The organism is Pseudomonas sp. M47T1, assembly GCF_000263855.1.
In the GTDB taxonomy this organism is placed as follows: Bacteria; Pseudomonadota; Gammaproteobacteria; order Pseudomonadales; family Pseudomonadaceae; genus Aquipseudomonas.
Map to the genome: position 1 here is coordinate 105835 of NZ_AJWX01000009.1, position 25057 is coordinate 130891.

The window sequence follows — 25057 nt, forward strand, 5'->3', positions numbered from 1 at the left end:
TACCCGCTCAGGAGTTTTTCGATGTCCGATGCCATCAGCCAGACCCTGCCATTTGCCGAACTGGTGCAGTTGCTGCAGCAGATTTTCCAGCGCCACGGCGCCTCGCCCGGGGTCGCCCAGGTGCTGGCGCACAACTGCGCTACCGCGCAGCGCGACGGCGCCCACAGCCATGGCGTGTTTCGCGTGCCTGGCTACATTTCGTCCATGGCCAGCGGCTGGGTGGATGGCACGGCGGTGCCGGTGGTGGAAGATGTGGCGTCCGGCTTTGTGCGGGTTGACGCTGGCAATGGCTTTGCCCAGCCGGCATTGGCCGCCGCGCGGCCGTTGTTGGTGAGCAAGGCTCGCGAGGCGGGGATTGCGGTGCTGGCCATCCGCAATTCGCATCATTTCGCCGCTTTGTGGCCCGATGTCGAGCCTTTCGCCCGCGAGGGGCTGGTGGCCTTGAGCGTGGTCAACAGCATGACTTGCGTGGTGCCCCAGGGTGGCCAGAAACCGCTGTTTGGCACCAACCCCATCGCGTTCTCGGCGCCGTGCGAAGGGCATGACCCGATTGTGTTCGACATGGCCACCAGCGCCTTGGCTCATGGTGATGTGCAGATTGCGGCGCGCCAGGGCGAAACCGTGCCTGAGGGCTCAGGTGTTGACCGCCATGGTCAGCCCACCACCGACCCCAAGGCGATCCTCGACGGCGGTGCGCTATTGCCGTTTGGCGGTCACAAGGGCTCGGCTCTGTCGATGATGGTGGAGCTGCTGGCGGCGGCCTTGACCGGGGGCAATTTCTCGTTCGGTTTCAACTGGAGCGGCCACCCGGGTGCTCAGACGCCCTGGACCGGGCAGTTAATCATCGTGATCGATCCCGCCAAGGCTGCCGGCAATGACTTTGCCGCGCGCAGTCGTGAGTTGGTGGAACGCATGCAGCAGGTGGGCGTGACGCGCATGGCCGGCGATCGGCGTTACCGTACGCGGGCCAAGGCTGAGGTGGAAGGCGTGCAGGTGGGCCGCGAAGAACTCAGCCGCTTGCGCGCACTGGCGGGGTGAGCGCCGTGACCCTGTAACCGCGCCGCAAGACGCAGCCTGCCGCAGTTAAAGGGGCGATGGCCGCAGGCGCTGCCGTCAGGCTGCGAAGGCCCGCACAGCGGGCCTGCGAGCTCCGGGTGAATCAGTTACGGCGGCCAAGCAGCAGGCCGACCACCAGGCCGAAGCCGGCCGAGATGGCCACGGTTTGCCATGGGTGGCCACCGATGTAGTCCTGGGTGGCTTCCACCACTGGTTGAGCGCGGTCGCGAACGCCGCTCACCGACTCCCGGGCTTGCTTGAGTTTCAGGCTAACCTGTTCGCGCCAGGTTTCGGCTTCTTCACCCACCAGGTCAGCGCCATTCTTGAGCAGGGCTTCGGATTCCTCGATAAGCGACTGCAGTTCACTGAAGGCCTGGTCCTTGATCTGGTCGGCGGCTTGCGAGGCAGTTTTACGGGCCATATGCGGTGCTCCTGGTAATTGATGGCAGTGAACAATGGATTGCAGGCGCTGGCGAAAGTTGCAGCGGTGTTCAGGTGACCCGACTCAACCGTGTAAGATAGGCCCCAATTTTCACGCTGCAGGATGTTCCGATGAGCTTCAATCTCGCCAACAAGACCCTCGCCGAACGGGCCATGATCGAGGACGAAAAGTCCCGTCTGTTCGACCTGTGGCAGGCCAACCTGGGCAAGGCCAAGGCCGATGCGGCGCGCCTGATCGGCGAAAAATCCAAGCGCAAGGGCCGCTGGGCCGAATGGGTGCGCGCCGAGCTGGACGGCATGTCGCCGCCCGAGTACGCCAACATGGTGCGCGCCGAGGTTAACCGGTTGATGGCGGCCAACAAGTAACGTCGCTTGCACGTTACGCTAACGCCGCAGGCGATACCTGTGCGCAGCAATCGGCGCTCGATAGGCCCGTTGAAATACCGGTTAATTTCGCGGTATCTGCGTCTTTATTCACCGATAGGCCGCTATCGTGAGGCGTTGTCAGCAACATGAGAAACGATTTATAGTCGCCGAAACCTGCTAGAAATCATCGCCTATCATGAGCCTCTCCAACCTTGCGGCCCTGCGGTTTTTCAACGTTGCGGCGCAGACCCAGAGCTTCGTCAAAGCCGCACAATTGCTCAACGTCACCCATGGTGCGGTCAGCCGTCAGGTGCGCCTGCTGGAACAGTCCCTTGGCCTTGAGCTGTTCGAGCGGCGCAACCGGGCGATTTTTCTCAACGCGGCCGGGCACACGCTGTACCAGGCGACAGCTCCCCTGTTCGAGCAGTTGCACCGCACCATCGACCAATTGAAACAGCACGTGCAGGACGGAGTACGGGTGGTGTCCTGATGGCCAACCTGGTGCGCAGTGATGAATCTCACTGGGACACCTCGGTGCACGGCGCCCTTTCGACGATCAGCGTAAATGCCAGTATTTTCACCAGTGGTTGCAAGCGCAATCGACGAAGCATGCCCACGCCGGCATGACTGTACGGGCAACGCGGGAGGCGCCTGAATGGTGGCTCTTTGGAATATTTCACTGAACCAACGATCAACTGTCATTAAACCGAAATATTCAAAGCATTAAATCGTCACGGCCAAACCCGTGTGGGTAGGACCCACTCAAACCAATTTGCCGAGGTGTTGCCGTGACGCTGCTGAATAAAACTCGTCTGTCGCTCTTGCTGGCCTCCATGTGCCTCACTGGCCTGGCCCATGCGACCGATGTAACAGGTGCGGGCTCCAGCTTTGTGTACCCTGTGCTGTCCAAGTGGTCCCAGGACTACAGCAAAGAGAAAGATAACCGCATCAACTATCAGTCCATCGGTTCGGGCGGTGGCATCGCCCAGATCAAGGCAGCCACCGTTGATTTCGGCGCATCGGATGCCCCGCTCAGCGCTGACGACCTCAAGGCTGCCGGCCTGGGCCAGTTCCCTAGCGTCATCGGCGGTATCGTGCCTGTGTTCAACGTCGAAGGCGTTGAAGGCGGCAAGCTGAAACTGGACGGCCAGGCACTGGCTGACATCTTCCAGGGCAAGATCACCAAGTGGAACGACAAGGCCATCGAGGCCCTGAACCCCGGCGTCAAGCTGCCTGAAACCGCGATCACCGTGGTGCACCGTTCGGACGGCTCGGGTACTTCGTTCAACTTCACCAACTACCTGTCCAAAGTCAGCCCTAGCTGGGCTGAAACCCTGAAGTTCGGCACCACCGTGGCCTGGCCAGTGGGCGTGGGCGGCAAGGGCAACGAAGGGGTGGCTGCCTACGTGAAGCAGATCAAGGGTTCGATCGGTTACGTCGAATACGCCTATGCCCTGCAGAACAAAATGGCCACTGCCCAGCTGAAGAACGCCGCCGGCAAATTCGTCGAGCCTAACGCCAAGGCCTTCCAGGCCGCCGCCGATACCGCCGACTGGGCCAGCGCCAAGGACTTCAACCTGATCATGACCAACGCGCCTGGCGACAACGCCTGGCCGATCACTGCCACTACCTGGATCATCATGTACAAGCAGTCCAAGAACGCCGAGCAGAGCAAGGCCGCCTTTGACTTCTTCAAATGGTCCCTGGAAAACGGCCAGCAACAGGCCAGCGCCCTGGACTACGTAGCGCTGCCCAAGTCGCTGGTGGACAAGATCGAAGGCTACTGGAAATCCGATTTCGCCCATTGATGTGACGTAAACCGGTGCGCCCCTGCCAGACCTTGACGGTATGGCGGGGGCGTTGCCTTGCGAGTGGATTGCCATGACAGAAAACACCCAATACATGACTTCAACCAGCAGCACTACCGACGCCAGCGAAGCCCGCGCCGCCCGCGACCACCGCCATGACATGTGGTTTCGGCGGACGATGATGGGTGCCGGTATGTTGGTGCTGGTGCTGTTGCTGAGCATTGCCGGTTCTACCCTGTGGGGCGGCAGTGAAGCGTTTCGTACCTTTGGTTTCGGCTTTTTGACCAGCACCCAGTGGGACGTGGTCAATGGTCAGTTCGGTGCCGTGGTGCCTATTTTCGGTACCCTGGTGACCTCGCTTTTGGCGTTGCTGATCGCCGTTCCGGTGAGTTTCGGCATCGCCATTTTTCTTACTGAAGTGGCGCCTGTGTGGCTGCGCATGCCCATTGCCTCGGCCATCGAGCTGCTGGCCGGCATCCCGTCGATCATTTACGGCATGTGGGGCTTGTTCATCTTCGGCCCGTTCATGGCCGCGCACCTGGCCCCCTGGATCAATGATCACCTGGGCGCCCTGCCCGTGGTGGGTTCGCTGTTCCAGGGCCCGCCACTGGGTATCGGCATGCTCACCGCCGGTATCGTGCTGGCGATCATGATCACGCCGTTCATCACCTCGGTGATGCATGAAGTGTTCCGCAGCGTGCCCACCACCCTCAAGGAATCGGCCTACGCCTTGGGTAACACCACCTGGGAAGTGGTGTGGGACATCGTGCTGCCTTACACCCGCTCGGCGGTGGTCGGTGGTGTTTTCCTCGGCCTGGGCCGTGCCCTGGGTGAAACCATGGCGGTGACCTTCGTGCTGGGCAACGCCCACCAGTTCTCCGCTTCGCTTCTGATGCCCAGCAGCTCGATTGCCTCGGTCATCGCCAACGAGTTCAGCGAGGCCTACACCGACCTGCACCGTTCGGCACTGATCGCCCTGGGCTTTCTGCTGTTTGTTGTCACTTTCGTGGTGCTGGCTGCGGCCCGCCTGATGTTGATGCGCCTGTCGCGTAAAGAGGGACTATGAACGACAACGAGCACGAGCGGCTGTACCGCGTTCGCCGCCTGAAAAACCGTATTGCCATGGTGCTGAGCTGTGGTGCCACGGCATTTGGCCTGTTGTGGCTGGTGTGGATCCTGCTCACCACCATCATCAACGGCTTCCAGGCCCTCAACCTGAACCTGTTTACCCAGATGACCCCGCCGCCCGGCACTGAGGGTGGCCTGGCGAACGCCTTCTACGGCAGCGCCCTGATGTCGGTGATGGCCCTGCTGATCGGCACGCCCATTGGCCTTGCCGCGGGCATCTGGCTGGCCGAGTTCGCTCGCCATTCCAAGCTGGGCAACACGGTGCGCTTCATCAACGACATTCTGTTGTCGGCACCCTCGATTGTGCTGGGCCTGTTCATCTACACCGCGGTGATCCTGCCGCTCAACCACCTGACCAACCACCAGGTCGGCTTCTCGGCCTTCGCCGGTGCCCTGGCCCTGGCGTTGCTGGTGATTCCGGTTGTTGTGCGCACCACCGATGAAATGTTGCAACTGCAACCCTCGACCATGCGCGAAGCCGCGCTGGCGCTGGGCGTGCCGCAATGGAAGCTGACCCTGCAGATTGTGCTGCGTGCCGCCAAGGCGGGCGTGGTTACCGGTGTGCTGCTGGCGCTGGCGCGCATCACCGGCGAAACCGCGCCGCTGCTGTTCACCGCGTTCGGCAACCAGTTCTGGAGCAGCAACCTGCTCAAGCCGATTGCCAGCGTTCCGGTGGTGATCTTCCAATATGCAATGAGCCCGTTCGACGACTGGCACGCCATCGCCTGGGCCGGCGCCCTGGTGCTGACCCTGTTCGTGCTGTGTCTGAGCCTGCTTTCCCGATTGATCCTTTTGCGCAATAGGTCTCACTGATGACAAGTCTTGCCCAGGAACGCACCAAAATCCGCGTGCGCAACCTTGAATTTTTCTATGACCAGCAGCGCTCGTTGAAATCCATCGACATGGACATCCCCGAAAAGCGTGTGACGGCCATCATTGGCCCGTCCGGCTGCGGCAAGTCCACGCTGCTGCGGGTGTTCAACCGCATCTACGCCATGTACCCCAAGCAGGAAGCCAAGGGCGAAGTACTGCTCAACGGCGAAAACATCCTGGCACCCAGCTATTCCATGAACCGCCTGCGCAGCAACGTGGGCATGGTGTTCCAGAAGCCGGTACCGTTCCCGATGTCGATCTATGACAACATCGCCTACGCCGTGCGCCACCATGAAAAACTCGGTCGCCGCGAAATGGACGACCGCGTCGAACAGGCGCTGCACGGCGCCGCGCTGTGGGGTGAAGTGAAGGACAAGCTCAAGCAAAGCGCCCAGAGCCTGTCTGGTGGCCAGCAACAGCGTCTGTGCATTGCCCGCACCATCGCCTTGAAGCCCCAGGTACTTCTGCTGGACGAACCGACCTCGGCGCTGGACCCGATCTCCACCGGGCGCATCGAGCAGTTGATCACCGAGCTCAAGGAACAGTTCACCGTGATCATCGTGACGCACAACATGCAACAGGCCGCGCGCTGCTCGGACTACACCGCGTTCATGTTCATGGGCGAACTGATCGAGCATGGCGACACCGACACGCTGTTCACCAACCCGGCCAAGACCCAGACCGAAGATTACATCACCGGTCGTTTCGGCTGATTCACTTTGCTGCTTTGCAGTGGTGGGAGCGAGCTTGGCCCGCGAAAAGCGCGCCGCGGTTTTTCAGTAACACCGCGATGTGGCCTTCGCGGGTAGAACCTGCTCCCACAAAGGCTGTTGGTTTATACCCGCACAATCAATCGATGCACGCGCTTGCCTGACGACACGCTCTGTGACTCGTCATCCAGCAACACGTGCACACTGCCCAACGCCTCGCGCACCACACGTCGATCAAACGCCGTGTAAAGGCGCCCGGCCGCGTCGCGAATGGATGCCTCGGGGGTTACCCGCCAACTCAAATACAAGGTGCCGCCAGGCCGCAACAGTTCGCGCAGGCGCCGGGTGGCGGGGGCGATCTGCTCGTCGGGCAGGTGCATGATCACGGTTTCGCACAACACGTTCTGAAAGCTGCCGGCCTGCAAGTTGGCGAGCTCAGGCAAGGCCGCCAGGGCGAAGCGTTGGTCGGGGTGCAGGGTGCGGGCCTGGGTCAGCAGGCCGGTGCTGGCTTCCACGCCCAAGGCCTCGAACCCCTGGGCGGTCAGCCACGCCAGGTCGCGGCCACTGCCGCAGCCCACGTCCACCGTGGGGCCGGGGCTGAAATGGCGCAGCAACAGGGCGTACATGTCGCTGGGCGGCGCCTGGTGGTTCCACTCGCGGGCATAGTCGGGGGCGCGCTGGTCGTAGGCGTCAAGGGTTTTCGGGTCCACGGTGGGTTCCTGGAAAGGCGGCATGCCTTGACTCTAGACACCGTGGCAGCACCCAGCGTTCGCGGCCATTCAGGCCGTCAATGCCCAGCCCGATTCCAGCGGTGGCAGGCCGTGGTGCGCACGGGCGCGATCACAGTTTTCGTTGTGCTCGCCGTTCTCCCACGACGCCTCGAACTCGCGGCAGGTGCTGGAGCGCTGTTCATACATGGTGCAGCCCACCGAGCAGCCAATCTCGCCCGCCAGGCTGGTGCAGCGTGCCGGCTTGCGGTCGGTGCCGATCATGGCCACATGGTTGTGGCTGACCTGCACCGTCAATTCATCAGGTACCAGCCCGCCCACCGAGACACATTCGCCCCAATAGAAAGACACACGAAAAAACGCGCAGCAGGCGCCGCAACTCACGCAAGGGTTGTTATCAGACATGATTGAGGATGAATTCGATACGGGCGGCGACCTCAGGACGAGGACCACAACCGAGCGCCTATTCTAGGCATCGCCGCGCCGTTGAGAAGGGGGTAGGCGGGGGGTTGAGCAAATATAATTGTGTGGCTTTATGACCGATTTTGTGGGTGGCAGGGCGACAAATTGCCGCCCCTTGGAGCCCGGCGCTTCAGCGGCTGGCGGCGAGGCGTTGACGCTTGAGGTCACGCTCGGTCAACCAGCCGAAAATCAGCCCCAGCGAACCCCACATCACCAACTGGATGCCCAGTGTGGCCAGGCGGAACTGCCACAGCTGTTCGGCAGGGAAGCTGTCGGGCACCTCGTTCACCGGCGGGAACACCGAACCGCCCAGGTTCATCACCAGCACGTACAGGGCGATGCCTACCAGCGCCGCCGTCCAGGCGCCATGGCGGGGCAGCAGGTTACGGGCGAAATTGATCGCGATCACCATGGCCACCACGGACAGGGCTACCATCAGCAGGAACAGGTGGGTGCGCTCACGCAACGTGTCCAGGCTGCCGACCGACGGTGGGTTGGCGGGGTACTTCAATTCCGGCACCACAATCACGGCCACAAATGCCGCCAGCGCCAGCAACGCCGCAAGGCCCCGCGGGCCCAGGCGGCTGCGGCCCAGGCAGTTGGCGAACGCCAGGGCGAACAGCGCGCCCATGCCGGCGCTGTACACCAGCACACCGCTGATCAGGCTGATGCCGCTCTGCACCTCTCGGCCCACCAACTCCGGTGCCGGGCCTTGATCCAGTTGCTCTTCAAAGGCAAAAGCCTGGTCAACCTGGGGCTCGCCCACGTACTTTGCGAAGCTGAAGGCAAGAAAGCCGGCGACGATACCGACGAACATGCCGCGCAGGAGCAGGGATCCGATCATGAAGGTGCTCGTGTGGTGAAGAGGGTGTCCGCGAGTGTAAACCGGCATTGAGTCATTGCGTGGGGGCTGAGTTTTTTGTCATAAAGCCCGTAGGCCTGGCTTGAGATCACTGTTGAAGAAGCATCTAGCGGAGGTAACCCATGTACACCCACATCCAACTAGGCGCCCGCGACCTGCCGCGTCTGGCGGCCTTCTACGACGCGGTGCTCCATGAACTGGGCCTGGAGCGCATGCCCGACGAGGACGACGGCGGCCCGCCCGGCGCCGGGTGGCAGGTGCCAGGCCGGCGCTGGCCGCAGTTTTTCGTGCAGGAACCCATCAACGGCCTGCCGGCCACCTGGGGCAATGGCGTGCAGGTGAGTTTCGCCGCCGCCAGCCCCGCCCAGGTTGATGCGGCCTGGCACACGGCCCTGCAGATGGGCGGCCACGACGAAGGCCCGCCGGGGCCACGGCCGCAGTATTCAGCGGACTACTACGGGGCCTACTGCCGCGACCCGGAAGGCAACAAACTCTGCTTCGTTCACGCCGACGGCCTGTAGCCGCCACTGTTTTGCGTCAGATTTTGCAGGCGCTGCCGCCTGGCTGCGAAAAGGTCTGCAGGGCCTTCGGCGGTGGCTTGTGGATCGCGGGCCCGCAGTGCGCGCCTTCACAGCCTGGCGGCAGCTCCGGCATCCGAATGGTGTGGGAGATGGCCAGGCTGTAAAGCCGAGGTGTTAAGGCGTGTTGCTCACGCCCCGGTGCAGGTCGGCGGTCATGCGTTCGCCGGCATAGGCCTGGGCCTGCGCCGATTTCTCCACCAGCGGCCCCAGGCCAAAAAACTCATGGGTCACGCCGCTGTACACCCGGCGTTCCACGTTGACCCCGGCTGCCTTGAGCGCCGTTTCCATCAACGCACCATCGTCACGCAGGGGGTCGATTTCGGCGTTGATCAGGGTCACCGGCGGCAACCCCTGAAGGTTGGCGTGCAACACATCCAGGCGCGGATCCTGCTTCTGCGAAGGGTCACTGAGCAACTGGTTGAGGAACCACGGCATCATCGCCGCGTTCAGCGGCTTGGCATGTGCGTATTTGCTGTAGGACTCGGTGTCGCTGCCGGTCTGTGTGACCGGGTAGATGGCCAGCACGTGCTTGGGCGCTGCCAGGCCTTGCTCATGGGCGGCAATGGCGGTGGCCAGGGCCAGGTTACCGCCGGCGCTTTCACCGGCCAGGCCCAGGTGCTGCGGGTCGCCGCCCACGGCCCTGGCGTAATGGGTCAGCCAGCGGTACACCGCCACACCGTCATCGACGGCGGCAGGGAAGCGGTCTTCCGGCGCGCGGCGATAGTCGATGGACACCACCACCGCATCGGTCAGTTTCGCCAGGCTGCGTGCGCTGCTGTCGTAAGCCTTGCGGTCGGCCAGCACCCAGCCACCGCCGTGGAAGTACAGAATCACCGGTTTGTAGGTGCCCCCTTCGGGGGTATAGACCGTGGCCGGGATTTGCCCGGCGGCGCCCGGCACGGTGCGGTCATAGGCGGTGACGCCCGGCACCCACGTGGCCGGGTCAGTGTCCCGGCCCTGGTCGGCCAGCACGGCCTTGGCGGCGTCTGCCAGGGTGGGCTGCAGGCGGGCCGTGTCGACGTCGAGGTTTTCGATCGGTTGCGGGTTGAGGCTGGCCAGTTTGTCCAGCACCAGGCCCATGTCGGCGTCCGGGCGCAGGTTGGCGGCTTCGGCCTGGGCCAACTGCTCCGGGGTCAGGGCGGGAGGTGAGCTTGCACACGCGGCCAATACCAGTGGCAACAGCAGGACGAGAGGTTTAATCATTGGATCGGGCCTGAAAAAGTGAGTGGTTCCACTATAGGCCAGATTTCCGGTGGTTATTATGCAGCGCACGCCGTTGCGCGCTTGTTGGTTTGCTGGCCGCCCCTTGAACAGGATGACCGTCATGACCACAGAACCCGCTTTCATTCACCCCAATACTCGCTTCGTATCCCAACGCCTGCCCAATTGGCTGGCCGCGCTGGACGAGCCGGCCATCAACGCCATGGGGGCCAGCCTGCTCAGTGAGCAGTACACCGGCGCAAGTACCCAGGCAGCCTGGTTTACCCGCGCCAGTGCCGACCAGCAGCAGGCATTGCTGGCCAGCCAGCAGGCCCGGGCCACTGCCCGGCTGGCGTTGGCAGAGGTGTTCAAGGATTTCCAGGGCGTGCTGGCCTTCGCCGAGCCCCGGCTCAAGGCGCACCTCAAGCAACAGATGAACCAGGACCTGGATGTGCACGGCACGGTGCTGGCCCACGTGGTGGAGCACACCTCTTGGCTGGGTTTGCAGCGTCGGTACACGCCAGTCAACCGCACGTTGTTGATGGCAGCCCTGCATAACTTCAACGCTGACCAGGCCTTCGGCATCAACAGCGGCGTGGCTGAACGAGGCAGCGTAGCCGTTGACTACGTGCCGCGCGCCGAGGCAGACCTGCAGCGGCCGCTGAACAGCGACGGCAGCACGTTGGACGCCAACGAGTTGGCGCCGATTGACGATGACTACCCACTGCTGCGCTTCCAGCGGGGGAAAACACTGGCCATCCGCCCGCAGGACTTTGCCCGCGAGTGCCGCACCCTGGACCTGGGCGGCCAATACCAGCGTTACTTGCACGACCGGTTACTGTCGCCGGTCAATAAAACCCGGGTGCGCGATGCGCTGATGGCCGCCCGCCAGGCCGAGCTGCGCTGCCTGCGCCAGGTTGCGCTGCTCAAGGGCGACATCGATGCGGCCACGTTCGCCATGATCGGCCAGTTGCTGGATGACCAGCCATTGACCCTGGCGGGCCAGCCGATGCAGGCCGTGACCCTGGAAATGTTGTACGCCGTGCCCCATGAGGTGGTGCTGTTCGTGCCCACGTCCTCTGCGGACCCACAGCAGCCCTGTATCGCCTGGATAGCCGGCGACAGCCATGCACCGCTGTGCCAGTACCGCCATCGTGGCGCGTTCATGGCCAGCCTGGTGACGCGCCTGCGCGTGCCGGCCTACTGCAACGAGTTCATGGATCGCATCAGCCTGGCCGAGCGCCAGGACTTCCATGCACGGCTCACCGCCCAGCTGGCGCTGGACACTCCGGCCATGATGGCCAACACCCGGGCCATGGGCGCTCAGGTGCTGGCGCACTTGCACGCGCGTCACATTGGCTGGCTGCAAAGCCAGGCCCTGTGCGTGGCCATCTCAACCGAGCAGGTCGACCGGCTGGCCACCCTCGATCGGTGGTTGGGGCTGCTGGACACCGGGGTCAACCTGCTGAATCTTGCCGCGATGTTCATTCCGGCGCTGGGGCCGGTAATGTTGCCCATTATCACCGCCCAGGCCATGAATGAGCTTTACCATGGCCTGGCCGACCTGGCCGACCACCAGGTGGAGGCCGCCTGGTCGCACCTGGGCGGGCTGGCGTTGAACATCGTGCTGGGCGTGGTGGCCCACCAGAGCCTGAAAGCGTATGGCAGCGTCGACCCCTTTGTCGACGACCTGCTGCAAGTGCAGATGCCGGATGGCCAGCCCCGCCTCTGGCACGCGGACATCACGGCGTATGCGGCTGACCTGGCGCTTGACCCTGCCTGGCGCGCCGACGCCCAGGGCCTGTATGACGTTCAGGGCAGCCACTACGTGGCCTTGGATGGCAAGCTGTACCTGACGCGAGTGGATGCGCTGAGTGCAGAGCGGGTGATTGTGCGGCCCGACGGCCCCGCAGGCTTTGCGCCGGCGTTGCGCAGCAATGGTCGTGGAAGTTGGTTGCATCAGGGCGAACAACCCCTGACCTGGCCGCGCAACCGCCTGTTGCGGCGCCTCTCGCCCGCAGCATCAGGCTTGAGCGACGCTGCCATGGAACACGTGCTCGACATCGCCGGCATAGACGAAGCGGTGGTGCGCCAGGCCGTCAGCGACCTGGTGCCAGCGCCACTGGAACTGACCGACACCCTGGCGCGGCTGGGGGATGCACAGCAGCTGGAGCGCTTGATCGCCAGTGTACGCAGGGGCGAGCGTTGGGCCGAAGCGTGGCCGATGCCGGTCGAGCAATGGGTGGAACACCCGCGGTGGCCGCCGTCACTGGTGCTTGAGGTGTTCGAGGGCGCCGAACCCTGGGGCGTGTCCACGGTGTACGGCGACCGGGCCCAGGCGGGCGCGCGCTGGGTGGCCGTGGTGCGCGCCGACCTGGCCAGTGCCGACCGCATGGGGCAGGTCCTCGACGCCATTGGTGAGCGCGCGTGCGATGAACTCACAGGCGGCCCGGCCGCCAGTGGGCGTGCAGCGCGGGTGGAGAGCCTGCAGCAGGTATTTGCCGATCACTTGCACAGCCGTCGCGCGGTGGTGTTCCAACAAGCGACTCACCTGTCCGCGATGCCCCTCCCTGCGCAGGCGGCAGCGTTGCCTCGCGACTTCCCCAGCCTGGACGGCGCCCAAGTGCGTACGTTGCTTGAGGGCGCCACCGGCGAAGAGCTCGAACGCCTGAGCGCGGGGCGCGTGCCGTTGCGCATGGCTGAGGAGGCCCGCGTACTTCTGCGTACGCGGCGCATCAACCGTGCCATTGCCGGCTTGTATCAACCGGCGCTGGCCAATGCCGACAGCGAAAAACTGCGGACGGTGTGGGGGCATGCGCCGGCATCGGTGCTCGTCGATCGAGAGCAGGCGGCGGCGCTCCTTGGCATCAAGATCCCTGCCCGGCCTGGGTTTCACAGCCCAGTGCGGGTGGGCCAGCGCATCGGTTACCCGCTCAGTGGCCGAGGGGCGACGCAAGCGTTTACCGACAAGCTGGTGTTTGAGGTGAGGTTGCTGTTCCCAACGCTCGATCTGGTAGAGATTGAGCAACTGGTGCAGGACATGAACCTGGCCGAGGGCGGTGTGCGCAAATGGTTGAGCGAACGGCTGCAGGAGCAACAGGCGCAACGCAAGCGCCTGGATCAATGGGTTGCCGCTGGGGACAAGCAGTACGGCCGGGGCACGGCCAATGCGCAGAACCGCCGCAGCGTGCGCGAGGCCATCAAGCACGCCTTGCGACGGGTATCTGCCCGCGTCACAACCCATGACGGCCAGCGCATAGGTTTCGAGCTGGACTTGAGTGGCTTGCGCTTGGACGATCTCCCTGACTTGAGCGCCGACTTCAGCCATGTGAAAAGCCTCAGGCTGAACCTCACCGACCTTGCGCAGGCCCCGGAAGCATTCCTCAGCAACTTCCACGCCTTGCGCCACTTGGACATGAGTAACAACCGCCTCACTGCGCTACCCGAGGCGCTTGCGCACATGAAGGGCCTGACACGGCTGCGCATGGCCAACAACCGTATCGTCTGGGGCCCTGCCTGCGCACGGGTGCTGGAACAGCTGACCAGCCTGCGTGAGTTGCGCTTGAGCTTCAACCCGTTGGGCACTGCACCAGAGGTCGGGCACTTGCAGCACCTGCACGGCATTGTGCTGAACCATGCGCAACTGCAGCATTACCCACAAAGCGTGTTGAGCCTGCCCGCGCTGGAAGTGCTGGACCTGCGCAACAATGCCATCGTGGCGCTGCCCGCTGCCGTGCTGGAGCCTGGGGGAGACAACGCGGCGATTGTCGAACGCATCAACCGTGATACCCACCTTGAAGGCAACCCATTGTCGGCCGAGACGCTGGCGGCACTGCGCACACATCGCAGGGTGTATGGCAACGCCTTTGGCGTTGGCCCGTTGCTTGACGGTGTGGTGAGTACGCCGGGCAGCGAAGGGGCCGTACGCTGGTTGCAGCAACTGGCTGCGGGCCGTCGTGACGGCCTGCTGGTGAGCTGGAACGCCTTGCAGGCTGAGCCTGGTTCGCAGGCGTTTTTCGACGTGATTGAGCAACTGCGCAATGCTCGCGACTTTCAAACGGCGGCCGCCTATCCTGAACTGCGCGAGCGTGTGTGGAACATGGTCGAGGCCGCATCTGAGCACAGTCAACTGCGCGAGGAGTTGTTCGACGCGGCCGCCCACGACATGACCTGTTCGGACGGGGCAACGTTGATGTTCAGCCAATTGCAGGTGCGTACCCTGGTATTCCAGGCGTCCGGGGCCGCGGCGGGCCCGGCGCGACAAGCATCGCTGCTGGCGTTGGCGAAAGGCCTTTTCCGCCTGGACGAGGTGGAGAAGGCGGCCTTTGCCAACGTCGCCTCGCGGCCTGCTGGCGTCGACATTGCCGAAGTGCAGCTGATCTATCGAACCCGCCTGGCCACTGTGTTGGAGTTGCCCGGGCAACCCCGTGGCATGCGCTTTGCGCCAACCGCCGGTGTCAGCGAGCAACGCCTGAAGGCCACGGAGCAAACGATTCTGGCCATGGAGGGCAGCCAGGCCATGATCGAATCGGTGGCCAGCCGTGATTTCTGGATCAACCACCTGCGCCAGGACCCCGCCAACCGGGCACGGTTCGACGCTCACGACGCCACTTACTACAACCTGCTCGCCGCCTTGGAGGCCGATGGCGCCAGCGGTGCGTTCAACAGTGCCGCCTATGCGCGCAAGCTTGAGCAGTTGACCACCCGGCGCAGGGCCGCCGAACGGCGGTTGGTGATGGCATTGACCCAGGCGGTGTTCCGCGCCGAGGTGGAGGTGACCGAACTCTGAGGCAGAAAACAAAACACCCCGCCGAGGCGGGGTGTCTTGTGGTTCACGCGGCAATCAACCGATCAGTTGAAAGCCGGCGTGTTGCACCAGGTCCAGCAACGGCTGCGGGTACACGCCCAGGGCGAACGCCAGGATGGCGATGGCCAGCAGCATCACGCCGCCGGTGCGCTGTTCCCAGTTGAACGGCGCATCGTGACGACGCAGGGTTGGCTCGATCAGGTACAGGGTGACCATTACGCGCAGGTAGTAGAACACGCCGATGGCGCTGCCGATCACCAGGGCGCCGGTCAGCCACCACAGTTGCGACTGCACGCCGGTGGCGATGATGTAGAACTTGCCGATGAAGCCCGCCGTCAGCGGGATACCGGCCAGCGACAGCATCATCACGGTCAGTACTGCGGTGAGGTACGGACGGCGCCAGAACAGGCCACGGTATTCGTACAGGGCGTCGGCGTCGCGGCCGTTGTAGGGCGACGACATCAGGGTGATCACACCAAAGGCACCTAGGCTGGTGATCACGTAGGTCACCAGGTACACGCCGATGGCTTCCAGCGCCAGGCCCTTGCTGGCCACCAGGGCGATCAGCAGGTAACCGAAGTGGGCGATGGAGCTGAAACCCAGCAGGCGCTTGAGGTTGGTCTGGGTCACTGCCAACAGGTTGCCAATCAGTATCGACGCCACCGCAATCACTTCCAGCACGGTGGTCAGCACGCCGCTGCTGGCCGCAGGGGAGAGCTGGAACAGACGCACCACCACCGCAAACACCGCCACCTTGCTGGCCGTGGCCAGGAAGGCCGCCACCGGCGCCGGGGCGCCTTCGTAGACGTCCGGGGTCCACAGGTGGAAAGGCACCAGCGACAGTTTGAACGCCAGGCCCACGAACATCATGCCCAGGCCCAGCGAGGCCAGGCTGCTCGGCTTGCCGGTGGCGGCCAGGGCGCGGCCGATTTCAGCGAACTGCAAGCTACCGGCATCGGCGTACAGCAAGGCCATGCCGAACAGCAGGAAGGCGGAACCGGCGGCCGACAGCACCATGTACTTGATGCCGGCTTCCAGCGACCGCTTGTTGAAGAACGCGTAGGCGATCAGCCCGTAGGTGGGTACCGACAGCAGTTCCAGGCCAATGAACAGGCTCGACAGATGCTGCGCAGCCACCAGGACCATGCCGCCGGCGGCGGCCATCAGGATCAGCAGGTACAGCTCTTCGCGGTTGCCCGGGTAGCCCGAGCCGCCGTCACCCAGGTAGGCGTGAGCCAAGGTCACGCAGGCCAGCGTGGCCACCAGGATCAAGGCAATGTACAGGCAGGCGAAGTGGTCGATCTGCAACAGGGAGGTGACGCTGATGGGCGACACCTTGAGGGCCGGCAACACCGACAGCAGGGCAATGTTAAGCCCGGCTACCGACAGCAGGAAGGTTTGCGAGTGATTGCGCCGCCAGGCGATCGCCAGCATCACCACCACAACGGTGAGGCTGGTGATCAGCAGCGGTGCAAGCGCGATAAAGTGTTGAAGGGTCAGGTCCATAGCGCTCTTACCGGGCCGAAGCGAGTTGAGTGAAAGCGGTGCCGAACCACTGCTGCACACCGGCCATGGTAGCGGCCGAGGTGTCCAGGAAGGGTTGCGGGTAGACGCCAAGCAGGATGATCAGGACCGCCAGGCCCAGCACCATGATCAGTTCGCGGTTGTCCATGCCGGCCAGTACCGCGTCGGACTTGGACGGGCCGAAGTAGGCACGGTGGATCATGATCAGCGAGTACACCGAACCGAACACCAGGCCTGAGGTGGCGATGATGATCACCACCGGCGCCACGGGGAAGCTGCCCAGCAGGATCAGGAACTCGCCGACGAAGTTGCCGGTGCCTGGCAGGCCCAGGGAGGCGGCTGCGAAGAACAGGCTGATGGCTGGCAGGTAGGCGATGCGCGACCACAGGCCGCCCATCTCGCGCATGTCACGGGTGTGCAGGCGCTCGTACAACTGGCCGCTGAGGATAAACAGGGCCGCCGCCGACAGGCCGTGGGCCAGCATCTGGATCACCGCGCCTTGCAGCGCCTGTTGCGAACCTGAGTAGATGCCGATTAGCACAAAGCCCATGTGCGAGACGCTGGAGAACGCGATCAGGCGCTTGATGTCGGTCTGCGCGAAGGCCAGGAAGGCGCCGTAGAAGATACCCACCAGGCCCAGGGTCATGGCAATCGGCGCGAACTCGGCCGAGGCATGGGGAAACAGTGGCAGGGCGAAACGCAGCAGGCCATAGGCCGCCGTCTTCAACAGGATACCGGCCAGGTCCACGGAACCGGCGGTTGGCGCCTGGGCGTGGGCGTCGGGCAGCCAGGAGTGGAATGGCACCACCGGCAGCTTCACCGCGAAGGCGATGAAGAAGCCCAGCATCAGGATGTATTCAACCCCGTGCGGCAGCTTGGCTTTGAGCAGGTCGGCGTAGTTGAAGGTCAGCACGCCGGTGTTGTTGTAGTTGAACAACACCAGGCCCAGGATCGCCACCAGCATGATCAGGCCGCTGGCCTGGGTGAAGATGAAGAACTTGGTCGCCGCGTAGATCCGGGTCTTCTTGCCGTCTGCCGAGCTGTGACCCCAGAGCGCGATGAGGAAGTACATCGGCACCAGCATCATTTCCCAGAAGAAGAAGAACAGGAACAGGTCCAGGGACAGGAACACCCCGACCACGCCGCCCAGGATCCACATCAGGTTGAGGTGGAAGAAGCCGACGTGGCGCTGGATCTCTTTCCAGGAACACAGTACCGAGAGCACACCGAGCAGGCCGGTGAGCAAGATCATCAGCAAACTCAGGCCGTCCAGGCCCAGGTGCACGCTGATGCCGAAGCGCTCGATCCACTGGACCTTGAACTCGTAGGCCCACACCGGGGTGGAACCCGGGGCAGGGGACAGGTGGTAGTCGCCGTGGGCCCACAGCCAAAGGCCGATGGCAAGTTCCAGGGACATGGTCAGCAACGCGATCCAGCGTGGCAGGGTGGCGCCGTGACGCTCACCCAGCCAGCACAGAAGGCCGCCGATAAAGGGGATCAGGATCAGCCAGGGCAAAATCATGACGGGCTCAATTCCTTTCGCAAAGTCGCAAGGTTCATAGTCAGACCGACGCCATCACAACGGCGCCCAGTACCAGTACGGCACCGGCGGCGATGGAGGCGGCATACCAGCGCAGCTGGCCCGTTTCGGTGCGGCTCATGGCGCTGTTGCCGCCTTTTGCCAAGCGCGGGATCAGGCCAATGGTCTGGTCCACCGGGTCCTTGCGCAGCATATGGCTGATGGCAAGGTACGGTTTGACGAACAGTTTGTCGTAGATCCAGTCGAAGCCCCAGGCGGCGAACCACCAGGCCGACAGCACGCGGCCAGGGCCGCTGTTGGCAATGGCGGTGGCCACGCGGCGCTTGCCCAGGAACAGCAGGGCCGCCAGCAGGATACCGGCCAGGGCAATGGCGCCCGAGGCAATTTCCAGGCTGTGCTTGGCTTCGCCGCCGGCATGGCCCACGCTTTCCGGCAGCACGCCGGCCAGTGGTGGGTGAATCCAGGCGCCAACGAAAGTCGACAGCACGATCAGCACGCTCAGCGGCAGCCAGTGGGAGATCCCGTGACCAGGGTGGGCGTCGGTCTTGGCTTCACCGTGGAAGGCGATGAAAATCAGGCGGAAGGTGTAGATCGAGGTCATGAACGCGCCCACCAGGCCTGCGTACAGCAGGTAGGTGTGGCCGCTGGCGAAGGCTTCCCAGAGGATCTCGTCCTTGGAGTAGAAGCCCACGGTCAGGATCGGCAGGGCGGACAGCGCCGCGCCGCCGACGATGAAGCAGGCGTAGGCCAGCGGCAGCTTCTTCCACAGGCCGCCCATCTTGAAGATGTTCTGCTCGTGGTGGCAGCCCACGATCACCGCACCCGAGGCCAGGAACAGCAGGGCCTTGAAGAAGGCGTGGGTCATCAGGTGAAAGATCGCGCCTTCCCAGGCGCCTACGCCCAAGGCCAGGAACATGTAGCCGATCTGGCTCATGGTGGAGTAGGCGAGGATACGCTTGATGTCGGTCTGCACCAGCGCGGCGAACCCGGCCAGTACCAGGGTCACGCCGCCGACGATGCCTACCAGGTGCAGGATGTCCGGCGCCAGGGCGAACAGGCCGTGGGTTCGGGCAATCAGGTACACACCGGCGGTTACCATGGTGGCGGCGTGGATCAGTGCCGATACCGGGGTAGGGCCGGCCATGGCGTCTGCCAGCCAGGTTTGCAGCGGCAGCTGGGCCGATTTACCGACCGCGCCGCCCAGCAGCATCAGGGTGGCGGCAACGATCCAGAAGTCGCCGGCCTTGAAGTGCTCGGGTGCACGCACCATCAGTTCCTGGATGTTCAACGTACCCAGTTGCTGGAACAGGATGAACAGGCCGATGGCCATGAACACGTCGCCGATGCGGGTGACAATGAAGGCTTTCAGGGCCGCGTTGCCGTTGTTGCGGTTGCTGTAGTAGAAACCGATCAACAGGTAGCTGCACAGGCCCACGCCTTCCCAGCCGAAGTACAGGAACAACAGGTTATCGGCCAGTACCAGGAACAGCATGCTGGCGATGAACAGGTTGGTGTACGAGAAGAAGCGCGAGTAGCCTTCTTCACCGCGCATGTACCAGGACGCGAACAGGTGGATCAGGAAGCCCACGCCTACCACCACGCCCAGCATGGTCACGGACAGGCCGTCCACGTACAGGGCGAAGTTGGGTTCAAAGCCGTCCACCGACATCCAGCGCCACAGCACCAGGGTGTAGTGGCCCGCTTCAGGTGGCGAGACGTTGAACTGCCAGATGACCCAGGCGGCGACAATGGCCGACAGGCCAATGGAGCCGACGCCGATCAGGGCCGAGAGGTTTTCGGAAAAGCGCCCGCGCGAGAACGACAGCAGCAGGAAGCCGATCAGGGGAAATACGAAGGTCAGGAAGATTAGGTTCATCCGCGCATCTCACTGGCAGCGTCGATATCAAGCGTGTGGAAGCGGCGGTACAGCTGCAGCAGAATCGCCAGGCCAATGCTGGCCTCGGCGGCTGCCAGGGTGATGACCAGGATGAACATGATCTGTCCATCCGGCTGCGCCCAGCGTGCACCGGCCACGACGAAGGCCAGCGCAGTGGCGTTCATCATGATTTCCAGGCTCATCAATACGAAGAGAATGTTGCGGCGTACCAGCACGCCCATCAGGCCCAGGCAGAACAGCACACCGGCGACTGCGAGACCATGTTCCAGGGGAATCGATGACATGAGTTACTCCTTCGCCTCGTTGCGGCCCAGGTGGAAGGCGGTGACCACGGCTGCCAGCAGCAGCATGGAGGCCAGTTCGACCACCAGCAGGTAAGGGCCGAACAGGCTCACGCCCACGGCCTTGGCGTCCACGGTGTGCAGGCCGATGGCCGCGCCTGAAGGCTCGCTGAACAACACATACAACAGTTCGAACAGCAGCATGCCGGCCAGGAAGATAGGGCCGGCCCAGATGCCCGGCTTGAACCAGCCGCGCTCTTGCAGCACCGAGGCCGGGCCCAGGTTGAGCATCATCACCACGAACACGAACAGCACCATGATGGCGCCGGCGTAGACGATCACTTCCAGCACCCCGGCGAACGGCGCGCCGAGGCTGAAGAAGGTCATGGACACGGCGATCAGCGAAATGATCAGGTAAAGCAGCGCGTGCACGGGGTTGGTATTGGTGATCACCCTGAAGGTGGACACCACGGCAACTCCGGCTGCGAAATAGAAAGCGAATTCCATCTTTCTTCCTTAAGGGAGCAAGCTCTTCACGTTGATCGGCTCGGCTTCGTTTTGCGCGGCGCCTTTCGGCTTGCCGGCAACGGCCATCCCTGCAACGCGATAGAAGTTGTAATCAGGGTTCTTGCCGGGGCCGGAGATCAGCAGATCTTCTTTCTCGTACACCAGGTCCTGACGTTTGAACTCGGCCATTTCGAAATCCGGGGTCAGCTGGATCGCGGTGGTCGGGCAGGCTTCCTCGCAGAGGCCGCAGAATATGCAGCGCGAGAAGTTGATGCGGAAGAAGTCCGGGTACCAGCGACCGTCTTCGGTTTCGGCTTTCTGCAGCGAGATGCAGCCTACCGGGCACGCCACGGCGCACAGGTTGCAGGCCACGCAGCGTTCTTCGCCATCGGGGTCGCGGGTCAGCACGATGCGGCCGCGGTAGCGCGGCGGCAGGTACACGGCTTCTTCGGGGTATTGCAGGGTGTCACGCTTGCGGAAGCCATGGCCGAAAACCATCACCAGGCTGCGCAGCTGGGTACCAGTACCCTTAATGACGTCACCAATATATTTGAACATGGGTCAAATCCTCACTGGGCCGCAACAGCTGGCGTGTTCAACAACACGATCGCAGCGGTCACCAGCAAATTGATCAGGGTCAGCGGCAAGCAGAATTTCCAGCTGAAATCCATCACCTGGTCATACCGTGGGCGCGGGATAGAGGCGCGCAGCAGGATGAAGAGCATGATGAAGAACGCGGTCTTCAGGGCAAACCACAGGAACGACAGTTGCGGCAGGATGTTGAACGGGCCATGCCAGCCACCGAAGAACAGGGTTACCAGCAGCGCCGAGATCATGATGATGCCGATGTACTCGCCCACGAAGAACATGCCCCATTTCATGCCGGCGTATTCAATGTGGTAGCCGTCGGCCAGTTCCTGTTCCGCTTCTGGCTGGTCGAAGGGGTGACGGTGAGTCACGGCCACGCCGGCGACGAAGAAGGTGCAGAAGCCGAAGAACTGCGGAATGATGAACCACAGGTGCTGGGACTGGTATTCAACGATGTCGCGCATGTTGAACGAGCCCACCTGCACCACGATGCCCATCAGCGCCAGGCCCATGAACACTTCGTACGACACGGTCTGCGCCGACGCCCGCAGGCTGCCCAGCAGGGCGTACTTGTTGTTCGACGACCAGCCGGCGAACAGCACCGCATACACCGACAGGCCGGCCATGGCAAAGAAGAACAGCAGGCCGATGTTAAGGTCGGCGATGCCCCAGGTCGGGGTGATCGGGATGATCGCGAAGGCGATCAGCAAGGCACTCATGGCCACCACAGGCGCCAGGGTAAAGATCACCCGGTCGACGAAAGGCGGGTTCCAGTCTTCCTTGAAAAACATCTTCAGCATGTCGGCGGCGATCTGGAACATGCCGAACGGGCCGACACGGTTCGGACCGTAGCGGTCCTGCCACCAGCCCAGCAGGCGACGTTCCACGAAGCTGAGCAACGCGCCGCACACCACCACGGCCAGCATGATCACCAAGGCCTTCACGACAGCAATGATGATGTCGATCACTTCAGGGGTGAACCAGGTCATTGTGCTGCCTCCTGCAGGCCGTCAACGGTGGCGCCAGCGAAAGCGGGCGGAATGCCGGCCAGGCCGGCGGGCAGGGCAACCAGGCCCGCACCCAGTTCATCGTTGATGCGCAGCGGCAGGCGCAGGGCCACGCCGGCCACGTTCAGGCTCAGCAGCGCGCCGTCGTTGACGCCCAGGCGGTCGGCTTCCGACTTGGCCACGCTGACGTAGGCGGCCGGGATGCGCTCCTGTACGGGAGCGGCACGCGAGGAGTTTTCCTCGGAGCCGAACAGGTGGTGCACAGGCACGGCGGTCCAGGTGCCACGGGCCGGGGCGAAGGCGCCCGGGATGGCGCTGAACCAGTTCAGGCTGTCACCCTGGGTTTCGATCAGGCGGGTGCCCGGGTCGCCTGCGCGCAGGTGACCGCCCACTTCGTCCTGGAACTTGTTCCAGGCCTGTGGCGAGTTCCAGCCCGGCGACCAGGCGAACGGCACCTGTTGGCGCGGTTCGACGGAGCCCGAGTAACCTTCCATGGAGAAGGCAAACGCGGTGTCCTTGTCCTGGGAAGTACGTGGCTCGTGCACGCTGATGTTGGCGCGCATGGCGGTACGGCCGCTGTAACGCAGCGGTTCACGGGCAAGCTTGAGGCCTTTGACGCGGAAGGTTGCCGACGGCGCGGCGTCAACGATGCGCGCCAGGGCCGGCTTGCTGTTGGCCACGGCCTGGGTCACCTGGTCCAGCTGAGTGTAATCGACCTGTCGGTCCAAAAGCGTGCTGCGCAGGGCATGCAACCAGCGCCAGCCTTCGTGGATGATGTTGCTGGCCTCAAGGTAGGCCGGGTCGAACACCTGGAAGAAGCGCTGGGCGCGGCCTTCCTGGCTGACCAGGGTGCCGTCGCCTTCGGCGAAGCTGGCCGCTGGCAGTACCAGGTGGGCGCGCTCGGCGGTGGCGGTCATCTGGTGGTCGGCGACGATCACCACCTTGGCGGCGGCCAGGGCCGCATCGACCTTGGCGGCTGGCAGGCGGGTGTACAGGTCGTTTTCCAGGATCACCAGGGCGTCGGCGCGGCCGTCGATCACCGCGTCCAGGGCCGCGTCCACCGATTCGCCACCGAGCATGGCCAGGCCCAGGCTGTTGGCCTCGGGCACGATCAGGCTCAGGGAGCCTTGCTTGCCGGCCAGGGCCAGGGCCTTGGCGATGTTGCCGGCGGCTTCGATCAGGGCGTTGCTGCCCAGCGAGGTGCCGGACACGATCAGCGGGCGCTTGGCCTTGAGCAAGGCGTCGGCGATGCGCTGGGCCAGCTCCAGGGCTTCGGCGTCCAGCCCGACAACGGCCGGGGCGCTGGCGTCCAGGGCGTGAGCCACGGCAAAGCCGATGCGCGCCAGGTCTTCAGGCGCTGCGTGCACGCACTCTTGGGCCACGTCATCGAGCTTGGTGTCGGTGAGGCTGGCGATGAACAACGGGTGCAGCGCGTGCTGACCGATGTTCTTCACTGCGGCGTCCAGCCATGGCTGCACGCGCATGCCGTCGGCCATTTCCTCGGCCTTGCCCTTGACCGACTGGCGCAAGGCCAGGGCCATGCGTGCGGCGGTTTGGGTCAAGTCCTCGCCCAACACGAACACGGCGTCGTGGTCTTCCACGTCGCGCAGGCTCGGGATTGGCAGTGGGCTGTTTTTCAGCACGTCCAGCACCCGGCGGATACGGCCCAGCTCGGCGGCTTCGATACCGCTGTAGAAGTGCTCGCCACCCACCAATTCAAGGAGCGCGAAGTTGCTTTCCAGGCTGGCGCGCGGCGAACCGATGCCGACGATGTTGCGCCCGCGCAGCAGTTCGGCGGCCTTGTCCAAGGCAGCGTCCAGGCCCAGCTTCTGCTGGCCCAGCAATGGCTGGCGAGGGCGGTCCTTGCGGTTCACGTAGCCGTAGCCGAAACGGCCGCGGTCACACAGGAAGTAGTGGTTCACCGAACCGTTGTAGCGGTTCTCTACGCGGCGCAGTTCGCCGTAGCGTTCGCCGGGGCTGATGTTGCAACCGCTGCTGCAACCGTGGCAGATGCTGGGGGCGAACTGCATGTCCCACTTGCGGTTGTAGCGCTCGGAGTGGGTCTTGTCGGTGAACACCCCGGTAGGGCAGACCTCGGTGAGGTTGCCCGAGAACTCGCTTTCCAGCACGCCGTCTTCAACGCGACCGAAGTACACGTTGTCGTGGGCGCCGTACACGCCCAGGTCAGTGCCGCCGGCGTAGTCCTTATAGAAACGTACGCAGCGGTAGCAGGCGATGCAGCGGTTCATCTCGTGTGCGATGAACGGGCCCAGCTCCTGGTTCTGGTGCGTGCGCTTGGTGAAGCGGTAGCGACGCTCGTTGTGACCGGTCATCACGGTCATGTCCTGCAGGTGGCAGTGACCGCCTTCCTCGCACACGGGGCAGTCGTGCGGGTGGTTGGTCATCAGCCATTCGACGACGCTGGCGCGGAACGCCTTGGACTCTTCGTCTTCGATGGAGATCCAGGTGTTGTCGGTGGCTGGGGTCATGCACGACATGACGATGCGACCGCGGGTGTCGTTCTCGTCGGTGTATTGCTTCACCGCGCACTGGCGACAGGCACCGACGCTACCGAGTGCGGGGTGCCAGCAGAAGTAAGGGATGTCGAGGCCAAGCGACAGACAGGCCTGTAACAGGTTGTCTGCGCCATCGACTTCGAGCGCTTTGCCGTCTACGTGGATAGTGGCCATG

At 63.6% G+C, this 25057-nt stretch carries 22 protein-coding genes; 9 read left to right on the forward strand and 13 right to left on the reverse strand.

Translation table 11 applies throughout. From position 1 onward, the window contains the following. Positions 1 to 21 precede the first annotated feature (21 nt). Positions 22 to 1038 carry an Ldh family oxidoreductase gene (locus PMM47T1_RS12105; RefSeq protein WP_008369035.1) on the forward strand — a complete coding sequence of 339 codons (1017 nt, stop codon included), beginning with the start codon at positions 22 to 24 and terminating at the stop codon, positions 1036 to 1038. Positions 1039 to 1159: 121 nt separating this feature from the next. Here PMM47T1_RS12105 and PMM47T1_RS12110 read toward each other — a convergent pair whose 3' ends face one another. Continuing rightward, on the reverse strand, positions 1160 to 1477 hold the full coding sequence (locus PMM47T1_RS12110; RefSeq protein ID WP_008369036.1) for a DUF883 family protein: 318 nt from the start codon (positions 1475 to 1477) through the stop codon (positions 1160 to 1162). Between the two features lie 131 nt (positions 1478 to 1608). On the opposite strand from PMM47T1_RS12110, the gene PMM47T1_RS12115 reads away from it, so the two are divergent. From PMM47T1_RS12115 to pstB, 6 genes are all read left to right on the forward strand, one after another. Then, the gene (locus PMM47T1_RS12115) at positions 1609 to 1863 is read left to right on the forward strand and encodes a hypothetical protein (protein WP_008369037.1); all 255 of its coding nucleotides are present in this window, start codon (positions 1609 to 1611) and stop codon (positions 1861 to 1863) included. A 196-nt stretch (positions 1864 to 2059) separates the two neighbouring features. Beyond that, positions 2060 to 2353, forward strand: a complete 294-nt coding sequence (locus PMM47T1_RS30580; RefSeq protein ID WP_008369038.1) for a LysR family transcriptional regulator — start codon at positions 2060 to 2062, stop codon at positions 2351 to 2353. Positions 2354 to 2651: 298 nt separating this feature from the next. Further along, positions 2652 to 3671, forward strand: a complete 1020-nt coding sequence (gene pstS / locus PMM47T1_RS12125; protein WP_008369039.1) for a phosphate ABC transporter substrate-binding protein PstS — start codon at positions 2652 to 2654, stop codon at positions 3669 to 3671. A 73-nt stretch (positions 3672 to 3744) separates the two neighbouring features. Continuing rightward, positions 3745 to 4737: a phosphate ABC transporter permease subunit PstC gene (pstC, locus tag PMM47T1_RS12130; protein WP_043300942.1), complete on the forward strand. Its 993-nt coding sequence runs from the start codon at positions 3745 to 3747 to the stop codon at positions 4735 to 4737. Further along, on the forward strand, positions 4734 to 5612 hold the full coding sequence (gene pstA, locus PMM47T1_RS12135) for a phosphate ABC transporter permease PstA (RefSeq protein WP_008369041.1): 879 nt from the start codon (positions 4734 to 4736) through the stop codon (positions 5610 to 5612). Before pstC ends, pstA begins: the two co-directional genes overlap by 4 nt. Next, positions 5612 to 6385, forward strand: a complete 774-nt coding sequence (pstB, locus tag PMM47T1_RS12140; protein ID WP_008369042.1) for a phosphate ABC transporter ATP-binding protein PstB — start codon at positions 5612 to 5614, stop codon at positions 6383 to 6385. Before pstA ends, pstB begins: the two co-directional genes overlap by 1 nt. 122 nt (positions 6386 to 6507) lie before the next feature. On the opposite strand, the gene PMM47T1_RS12145 is transcribed toward pstB, so the two are convergent. The 3 genes from PMM47T1_RS12145 to PMM47T1_RS12155 form a co-directional block, all read right to left on the reverse strand. Then, on the reverse strand, positions 6508 to 7116 hold the full coding sequence (locus PMM47T1_RS12145; protein ID WP_008369043.1) for a class I SAM-dependent methyltransferase: 609 nt from the start codon (positions 7114 to 7116) through the stop codon (positions 6508 to 6510). 45 nt (positions 7117 to 7161) lie between these two features. After that, positions 7162 to 7515 (reverse strand): YkgJ family cysteine cluster protein, encoded by a 354-nt coding sequence (locus PMM47T1_RS12150; protein ID WP_043300943.1) that lies wholly within the window; start codon positions 7513 to 7515, stop codon positions 7162 to 7164. A gap of 187 nt (positions 7516 to 7702) precedes the next feature. Further along, positions 7703 to 8416, reverse strand: coding sequence for a CbtA family protein (locus PMM47T1_RS12155; protein WP_008369045.1), 714 nt, complete (start codon positions 8414 to 8416; stop codon positions 7703 to 7705). A gap of 140 nt (positions 8417 to 8556) precedes the next feature. On the opposite strand from PMM47T1_RS12155, the gene PMM47T1_RS12160 reads away from it, so the two are divergent. Continuing rightward, positions 8557 to 8955: a VOC family protein gene (locus PMM47T1_RS12160; protein WP_008369046.1), complete on the forward strand. Its 399-nt coding sequence runs from the start codon at positions 8557 to 8559 to the stop codon at positions 8953 to 8955. A gap of 174 nt (positions 8956 to 9129) precedes the next feature. Here the strand turns inward: PMM47T1_RS12160 and PMM47T1_RS12165 are convergent, their stop codons facing one another. Next, positions 9130 to 10218, reverse strand: a complete 1089-nt coding sequence (locus PMM47T1_RS12165) for an alpha/beta hydrolase (protein ID WP_008369047.1) — start codon at positions 10216 to 10218, stop codon at positions 9130 to 9132. A gap of 121 nt (positions 10219 to 10339) precedes the next feature. Here PMM47T1_RS12165 and PMM47T1_RS12170 point away from each other — a divergent pair, with 121 nt between their 5' ends. Continuing rightward, positions 10340 to 15004 carry an NEL-type E3 ubiquitin ligase domain-containing protein gene (locus PMM47T1_RS12170; protein ID WP_008369048.1) on the forward strand — a complete coding sequence of 1555 codons (4665 nt, stop codon included), beginning with the start codon at positions 10340 to 10342 and terminating at the stop codon, positions 15002 to 15004. Positions 15005 to 15058: 54 nt separating this feature from the next. On the opposite strand, the gene nuoN is transcribed toward PMM47T1_RS12170, so the two are convergent. From nuoN to nuoG, 8 genes are read right to left on the reverse strand one after another with little or no spacing between them, the layout of a single operon-like run. Continuing rightward, positions 15059 to 16528 (reverse strand): NADH-quinone oxidoreductase subunit NuoN, encoded by a 1470-nt coding sequence (gene nuoN / locus PMM47T1_RS12175; RefSeq protein ID WP_008369049.1) that lies wholly within the window; start codon positions 16526 to 16528, stop codon positions 15059 to 15061. Positions 16529 to 16535: 7 nt separating this feature from the next. After that, positions 16536 to 18068, reverse strand: coding sequence for an NADH-quinone oxidoreductase subunit M (gene nuoM, locus PMM47T1_RS12180; protein WP_008369050.1), 1533 nt, complete (start codon positions 18066 to 18068; stop codon positions 16536 to 16538). 40 nt (positions 18069 to 18108) lie between these two features. Beyond that, positions 18109 to 19962 (reverse strand): NADH-quinone oxidoreductase subunit L, encoded by a 1854-nt coding sequence (gene nuoL, locus PMM47T1_RS12185; protein ID WP_008369051.1) that lies wholly within the window; start codon positions 19960 to 19962, stop codon positions 18109 to 18111. After that, positions 19959 to 20267 carry an NADH-quinone oxidoreductase subunit NuoK gene (gene nuoK / locus PMM47T1_RS12190; RefSeq protein ID WP_008369052.1) on the reverse strand — a complete coding sequence of 103 codons (309 nt, stop codon included), beginning with the start codon at positions 20265 to 20267 and terminating at the stop codon, positions 19959 to 19961. Before nuoK ends, nuoL begins: the two co-directional genes overlap by 4 nt. Before the next feature lie 3 nt (positions 20268 to 20270). Then, complete coding sequence (nuoJ, locus tag PMM47T1_RS12195; RefSeq protein ID WP_008369053.1) at positions 20271 to 20771, reverse strand: NADH-quinone oxidoreductase subunit J; 501 nt, start codon at positions 20769 to 20771, stop codon at positions 20271 to 20273. A 9-nt stretch (positions 20772 to 20780) separates the two neighbouring features. After that, on the reverse strand, positions 20781 to 21329 hold the full coding sequence (gene nuoI, locus PMM47T1_RS12200; RefSeq protein ID WP_008369054.1) for an NADH-quinone oxidoreductase subunit NuoI: 549 nt from the start codon (positions 21327 to 21329) through the stop codon (positions 20781 to 20783). Between the two features lie 11 nt (positions 21330 to 21340). After that, positions 21341 to 22348, reverse strand: a complete 1008-nt coding sequence (gene nuoH, locus PMM47T1_RS12205) for an NADH-quinone oxidoreductase subunit NuoH (RefSeq protein ID WP_008369055.1) — start codon at positions 22346 to 22348, stop codon at positions 21341 to 21343. After that, positions 22345 to 25056 (reverse strand): NADH-quinone oxidoreductase subunit NuoG, encoded by a 2712-nt coding sequence (gene nuoG / locus PMM47T1_RS12210; RefSeq protein WP_008369056.1) that lies wholly within the window; start codon positions 25054 to 25056, stop codon positions 22345 to 22347. Before nuoG ends, nuoH begins: the two co-directional genes overlap by 4 nt. Position 25057: the final 1 nt, after the last annotated feature.